This window comes from Microcoleus sp. BROC3 (assembly GCF_036702515.1).
Classification (GTDB): Bacteria; Cyanobacteriota; Cyanobacteriia; order Cyanobacteriales; family Microcoleaceae; genus Microcoleus.
Map to the genome: position 1 here is coordinate 79,629 of NZ_JAUBTQ010000002.1, position 6,353 is coordinate 85,981.

Below are 6,353 nucleotides of genomic sequence, written 5' to 3' on the forward strand. Positions count from 1 at the left end.
AAGACGCACAAATCCTGAATCAACAGTGAAAAACAACAGCTCGATCGCCTTAATGAACTGGCTGCAACCCAAACCAGAAAACGTTTTGCTGTGCGACTCAATTGCAGCAGCTTCTGAGATGGCATTCATGCTCAACGGTGAGTGGGATGGGTGCAATAGTTTGGTGCTCTCTAAATGCGACAAGGTAGCAATTGAAGCAGCCGCTAGTTTGCTGGAAACATCGTGGTGCTACCAAAATACTTGCGAACCGGTTTTAATTCGGCTGGAAGTTGACGAATTGCTGCGCCGTTATGCGGCGGGAGACAGGTTTTTTATTAATGCTAACTTGCGATGCGCCCAATTGAGCGAACTTTGCTTGGAAAATATTGATTTGAGTTATGCTAAATTAAATTTGGCTAACCTCAGCGATACTAATTTAAGCAAAGCAAACTTAATGGCAGCACAGATGCAATCGGCAAACTTGAGTGGCAGCAATTTGAGTGGATCGCAACTTGTGAGGGCGAATTTATCAGGAGCAAATTTATCTGATGCTAATCTCAGAGGTGCCGATCTGAGTTATGCAGATTTAAGCAATACTTGTTTAACAGGTACTGATTTAAGAGGTGTAAATTTAGCTAGAGTAGACTTAAGAAAAACTTCGTTAAATGGGGCGATTTTTGAGTAATACCAAATCCCGCTTAAATACTCTCTCTCACACCCCGTGGGTAAATCCTGTAAACATTTATCTGCGTTAATCCGCGTACATCCGCCACCATCTGCGGTTAAAGTTCCAAAGTAATTAACTGAGCAATTTCTTCAGTCTGAAAACCTACAGCCATAGGCTTTTGGACTGTGGGAATCACCTGCACATCATAGAGTTCCGTGACAATTCCTTCAAACCGCAACCAGTGAACGATCGCCCCCGTAGTCAAATCGATCGCCATCATACCACAGCGAGGCTCAGCATCCTTTGCTACCAACAACTCCTCCAATTCTAAACCGCTAAAAGTGTTGTCACCTCCCCGAGGTTTCGAGAGTCCCACAATTGCCCAATTTTGCCAAAATGCTAGTCCTCGGACATAGCCCGGACAAAACGTAATTGCCTCAAATTTCCCTGTATCTAAATCCACATAACCCAATTCCCCTCTCCCCGAATTCAGCAACCACAATTTATCTTGATACCAGCGCGGTGAGTGGGGCATTGACAATCCTGTGACGATGATATCATTAGATTCAATATCAATAACTATACCGCCGTTTTTTCTGCGATCGCGCCAGCCATCCACCACATCCGACTGACTCGACGCCGTGACATATTTCGCCTCCCCAGCTACCATTGCCAAACCGTTGAGGTGACAGCGGTCTTCGTTGATGTATTGTGAGATAAATTGCGGTTTCCAGAGAGGTTTGCAACTGTGGCGATCGCTCAAAGTAGCGATACAATTAAACAAAGTGCTAATAAAAAGGATTTGATTATTTTTATCGACAGCGATATCGTGAATGTCGATATCTCCTGTAGTATAGCCGATTCTGGGTATATATAATTTATCGTATCCTTGGTATAATTTACCGGATTCTAAGACATTATCTAATTGCCAAAGTTGATATTTTGAACTTAAATAAAGGCGTTCCGGCGTGCAGTAAAGACCCATTGCGCGATCGAATATCCGCCAATGAATTGAGATTCTGTCAGTTTCCGCCCCCGCACCGATTAACATTAACCTGTTAGTTTGATAGGTAGTGCAAGCAATGCTAATTTGTTGTTGTTTCAACCACAGCGGAAATTCGCGATCGGCAATTACCGAAATTTCTTCTGATGAATCCGCACTAGGATTTATTTGACCGTTTTGCCCTGGGTTCGCTACATTTCTTTTGATTTGTACTTCACCAGTCGCTGATTTTATCGCATTATTGGCTGGAAAATTTATGCGATGGTTTGGTGCTGCTTTTTCTGGTATTTCTTCAATTGGTTCGATTTGGACTGCTGCGGGGGGTAAGTTCGAGCGATACCTTTCCCAAACCTGCAAATATGCTGATTCTAAATGCTTCACAGTTCGCGCGGTATTAAACAGCGGAAATTGGCGGCGATTCTCGTGCAAGTAATCTTTCAACTGTTGCAATTCTTGAAGGTGAGTTGCTAAATGTACGGCTAATTGTTCGTATTCTGCCAAACTGTTAACTATTAACTGCGGCAAATTAACTGCATTCAACAAACTCGCTCCCACCCGCGCCGCGAAAGTTTCTCCCGGACAAGTAATCAACGGAATTCCCATCCACAAAGCATCGCTAGCTGTAGTGTGAGCGTTGCAATATAAAGTATCGACAAATAAATCGATCCAGATGTGGCGCGCTAGGTGTTCTTCTGGCAACAATCTAGGAGCAAAAATCAGGCGACTTGCATCAATTCCCCGCAATTGGGCTTCATTTTTCAGGTTGTGGGTTGCTTCGGGATTGCCTTCTAACAGCCACAGCACGCTATGCGGTACTTGCTGTAAAATTCGCATCCAAACGTCAAACATTACCGGCTCGATTTTGCGACTGTAATTGAAACAGCCAAAAACAAACGCATTTTCCGGCAAGCCATATTTTACCTTAGGATTTTGCTGTTTGATTTGGAAGTTTTCGGCGGGACAAACTCGCCGATAGTTGTTAATCTGATAGCTATCGGGCAAGCAGATGAATTTTTCCGTAAAGAATTCGGCGAGGTGGGGTGGAGTTACTGTATTGTCTGTAACGATGTAATCAATAAAATCAGCACCCATCGTGCTGGCGTAAGTTAGATAATTAATTTGAATCGGTGCGGGGCGCATTGCTAAGATTCCGGGGTTAGAATGCAGCGTGTAGGCTCCCATATCTACGAGAATGTGGAGGCGCTCGCCCTGTATTTTTTCGGCTGCTGCTGCGGTTACTAAGCCTCGCAAATCGGTAAATCGATCGCAGTCTGCTTCGATTTTTTGACGCTCGAAACTGCCGTCGTTGGGGCCGAGGGAGTAGGCGAAAATTTCAAAGCGAGATCGATCGTGCAAGGCGAATAATTCAAGCATTAAATGGGTTAAAGCGTGTTTGTAAAAATCTCCGGCTATGTAACCTATTCGCAGGCGTGGGGGAGTTTCAGCAGGAGTAATGTGAGGGGGCAAGTAGTTTCGATCGACTTTACTGCTGATAAATTGAGCGTAGTAACGGGCGATCGCGAAATGGCGATCGGGCCCGAAGGGCGAGAACATCACAAAGTCAAACAGGGAGAAGTTTTGTAAAATATTTTGTTCGATTAAACTGATGCCGATTTGCCACATGGTTTCGAGATCGGCTGCGAGATTCTCCCAGCGACAAACCCACTGATTAATTTTTACTAAAGCCGACATGGCATTGATGTTATTGGCGTCGAGTTGCAAGACTTTTTGATAATTTACTGCCGCGTCGGCATACTGTTCGCACATAAATTGAATTCTGGCTAAATCGCCCAAATATGCGATCGCATCTGGTTGAATTTCTACAGCTTTTTGATAGGCAATTTTTGCTGCTTCCCCCTTGTATTGTTTTTCGAGCAAGCTGCCCAAACTGTGGTAGGCGATCGCATATTTGGGATTGTAGGTAACAGCTTGTTGGTAGGTGGCGATCGCCCCTTCAATATCCCCGAGATTTTCCAAACATACGCCTAGATTGTACCAGGCTTGCGAGTAGCGCTGTTCGCAATTTAAAGCTTGGCGGTAAAAGTCGATCGCGCTTTGCCATTCTTGTTTGACTAACTTAGCATTGCCCAGTTGGAAATAGGCTGGCGCGTAATTAGGCTGTTGCGCGATAATCTGCCGGTATTCTGGTTCGGCACTTTCCCAATCGCCTTGTCTTTGCATGGCTAGGGCGCGATCGTAAAGACTGTCTGCCGAAATCTGTTGAGACATTTTTTGAATCCTTGGCAACTATTATTCTCAGTCTAATCCAGAACTTTCCCAGTGTTCCAGTGCGATCGAAAAAACCTGATTTTATTTTAATAATTCGTTATCGCTTTAAAATCCGGAACAAACCAGTTTCTAACTGCCCGTGCTTGGGACCAGTAAATACACGGATTGCAGACTGCCGAGCGTAAAAATTTCGTAAATCTCTATATTTTTAGTAGAAGATTCGATCGAAGTACGATATTATTAGTATCAGGTATTTTTTCAGCCATATAACACGCTCGCCCCTTCCTTTGGTGGCGTCTTTGCTGCGATCAAATCCACAAATAAGGGGAATTTAAACTCTCTCCCCTATCTTATTAGCAATAATAACGCAAAAATCAGAATGAAAACCATAAATAAAATTAACTTATCCTCAATTAAAAACATCTGGAACTTGACAGGCAGCACCAGCGATCGCTCGACTGCGATCGCCATCATCGACCCCACAATACCCGAGTGCGATCGGTTACTCCAAGGGATAACACCAGGCATCCAAACCTACACCCTCGAAACCCAAATCGATGCCGTAGCACAAATTACCAAAATATTAGCCAAACATACAAACATCCAAACCCTGCACATCATCTCCCACGGCAGTTCTGGCACCCTTTACCTAGACACAACAGAACTCAACAGCAGCAATATCAAAAACTACAAACAACAGTTGCAACAGTGGCGAAGAGCCTTCACCCCCAATGCCAACATCATCTTATATGGATGTAACGTAGCAGCCGGGGAAACAGGCAGCCAATTCCTGACTCACCTGCACCAACTCACAGGCGCAAACATCGCCGCCAACCCGCACCCAACAGGCAACAGTACGCTAGGAGGCACCTGGGACATCCCCCAACTCATCCCCCCATCCCCCCAAGCGCCCAAACTAGCCCTCACAGAAGCCACCCTCAAAACCTACAGTGGCGTACTAGGCCTCGCCACCCAAGTCACCTTCGCTACTGGCGATCTCCCCGTATCCGTCAGCATCGGCGACTTCAACGGCGATGGCCTCCCCGACTTAGCTGTCGCGAACTTCGACAGCAACAATGTCTCCATCCTGCTCAATACCACCCCCACCAACGCCACCACCCCCACCTTCGCCACCCAAGTCACCTTCGCTACTGGCTCTGCCCCCATCTCCGTCAGCATCGGCGACATCAACGGCGACGGCCGCCCCGACTTAGCTGTGGCGAACATCTTCAGCAACAACGCCTCCATCCTACTCAACACCACCGCCACCGGAGCCACTACCCCCACCTTCGCCACCCAAGTCACCTTCGCTACTGGCACTAGCCCCTACTCCGTCAGCATCGGCGACATCAACGGCGACGGCCGCCCCGACTTAGCTGTGACGAACCGCGACGACGACACGGTTTCGATCCTGCTCAATACCACCCCCACCAACGCCACCACCCCCACCTTCGCCACCCAAGTCACCTTCGCTACTGGCAATAGCCCCAGATCCGTCAGCATCGGCGACATCAACGGCGACGGCCGCCCCGACTTAGCTGTGGCGAACCGCTTCAGCAACACCGCCTCGATCTTGCTCAACAAGACCCCCAATGTCACCTCTGTCACCGCCACCACCGCCGACGGTAGCTACGGCGTCGGTGCCACCATTGCCATCACCGTCACCTTCGATGCCGCTGTCACCGTCACCGGCACCCCCCAACTGCAACTAGAAACAGGCACAACTGACAGATTTGCCACATATATCAGCGGTAGCGGCGGTACTATACTCACCTTCAACTATGTAGTGCAAGCAGGAGACACCACCCCCGACTTAGAATACCTCGCCACCACCAACACCCTCACCCTCAACGGCGGCACCATTCAAGATAATTTGGCCACGAATGCCGATTTAACCCTCCCCGCCCTAGCCACAGCCAACTCCCTCGGTGGCAGCAAAGCCATAGTTATTGACACCCAAGCACCCACCATCGCCAGCGTCACCTCTACCACCACTGACGGCAGTTACAACACAACGGGCAACATCAACGTCACCGTCAACTTCAGCGAAGCCGTTACTTTAGCAGGCGGTAATATGAGTGTCGCCTTAGATACAGGCGGCACTGTCACTATTGCACCTTTCACAGGCACATCTGCTGTGGGCACCTATACTCCAGCAGCAGGACAAAATAGCACCGACCTCAACTCAACTGGGCTCACTTTAGCAGTCGGTGCAACATTGAGAGATGCTGCGGGAAATAATGCAACCTTGACTATTCCTGCGGGGCAATCTTTAGCTGATAGCAAAGCCATAATTGTAGACACCGTTGTCCCCACAGTTGCCTTAACATCAGCATCCCCAACCACCACAAACGCACCATTTTTAGTCACAGCAACATTCAGCGAAAGCGTCACAGGATTTATTGCCAGCGACGTGAATCTTACTAACAGTACGATTAGCAATTTCACAGGTAGCGGCACAACTTATAACTTTAC

The 6,353-nt window shown here is 47.6% G+C and carries 3 protein-coding genes; 2 read left to right on the top strand and 1 reads right to left on the bottom strand.

From position 1 onward, the window contains the following. The first annotated feature begins 25 nt into the window (after positions 1-25). Positions 26-664 carry a pentapeptide repeat-containing protein gene (locus QUB30_RS01705; RefSeq protein ID WP_333328150.1) on the top strand — a complete coding sequence of 213 codons (639 nt, stop codon included), beginning with the start codon at positions 26-28 and terminating at the stop codon, positions 662-664. Positions 665-761: 97 nt separating this feature from the next. Here the strand turns inward: QUB30_RS01705 and QUB30_RS01710 are convergent, their stop codons facing one another. After that, positions 762-3,878, bottom strand: a complete 3,117-nt coding sequence (locus tag QUB30_RS01710; protein WP_333328153.1) for a TIGR03032 family protein — start codon at positions 3,876-3,878, stop codon at positions 762-764. Between the two features lie 379 nt (positions 3,879-4,257). Here QUB30_RS01710 and QUB30_RS01715 point away from each other — a divergent pair. After that, positions 4,258-6,353 (top strand): DUF4347 domain-containing protein (locus tag QUB30_RS01715; RefSeq protein ID WP_333328156.1); only part of this gene is annotated, 2,096 nt, incomplete at its 3' end.

Excerpts from the sequence above, each read along its gene's own strand:
- QUB30_RS01710 (WP_333328153.1), bottom strand. The coding sequence starts at position 3,878 with ATGTCTCAACAGATTTCGGCAGACAGTCTTTACGATCGCGCCCTAGCC.